This is a genomic window from Sphingobacterium sp. GVS05A (assembly GCF_019969845.1).
Classification (GTDB): Bacteria; Bacteroidota; Bacteroidia; order Sphingobacteriales; family Sphingobacteriaceae; genus Sphingobacterium.
On sequence record NZ_JAHXYR010000024.1, the window covers coordinates 1 to 437 of the forward strand.

Genomic DNA, 437 nt, shown 5'->3' on the forward strand with positions numbered 1-437 from the left:
AGACCATCCTCATCATCGGTGCCGGCCCGATCGTCATCGGCCAGGCCTGTGAGTTCGATTACTCCGGCGCCCAGGCCTGCAAGGCCCTGCGAGATGAGGGCTACCGCGTGGTGCTGGTCAACAGCAATCCGGCCACGATCATGACCGACCCGGAGATGGCCGACGCCGTCTACATCGAGCCGATCAACTGGCAGACCGTCGAGAAGATCATCGCCAAGGAGAAGCCCGACGCGCTGCTGCCGACAATGGGTGGCCAGACCGCGCTGAACTGCGCGCTGGACCTGGCCGACAACGGTGTGCTTGAGAAGTACAACGTCGAGCTGATCGGCGCCAAGCGCGAAGCGATCATGATGGCCGAAGACCGCGAGCTGTTCCGCGTGGCGATGAGCGAGATCGGCCTGGAGTGCCCGACCGCTGCCGTTGCCCATACCCTGGAC

At 64.3% G+C, this 437-nt stretch carries 1 pseudogene; it reads left to right on the forward strand.

Annotated features, from left to right (window positions below):
• Window positions 1-437: pseudogene (gene carB / locus LC454_RS26275) on the forward strand (carbamoyl phosphate synthase large subunit); the annotation flags it as partial.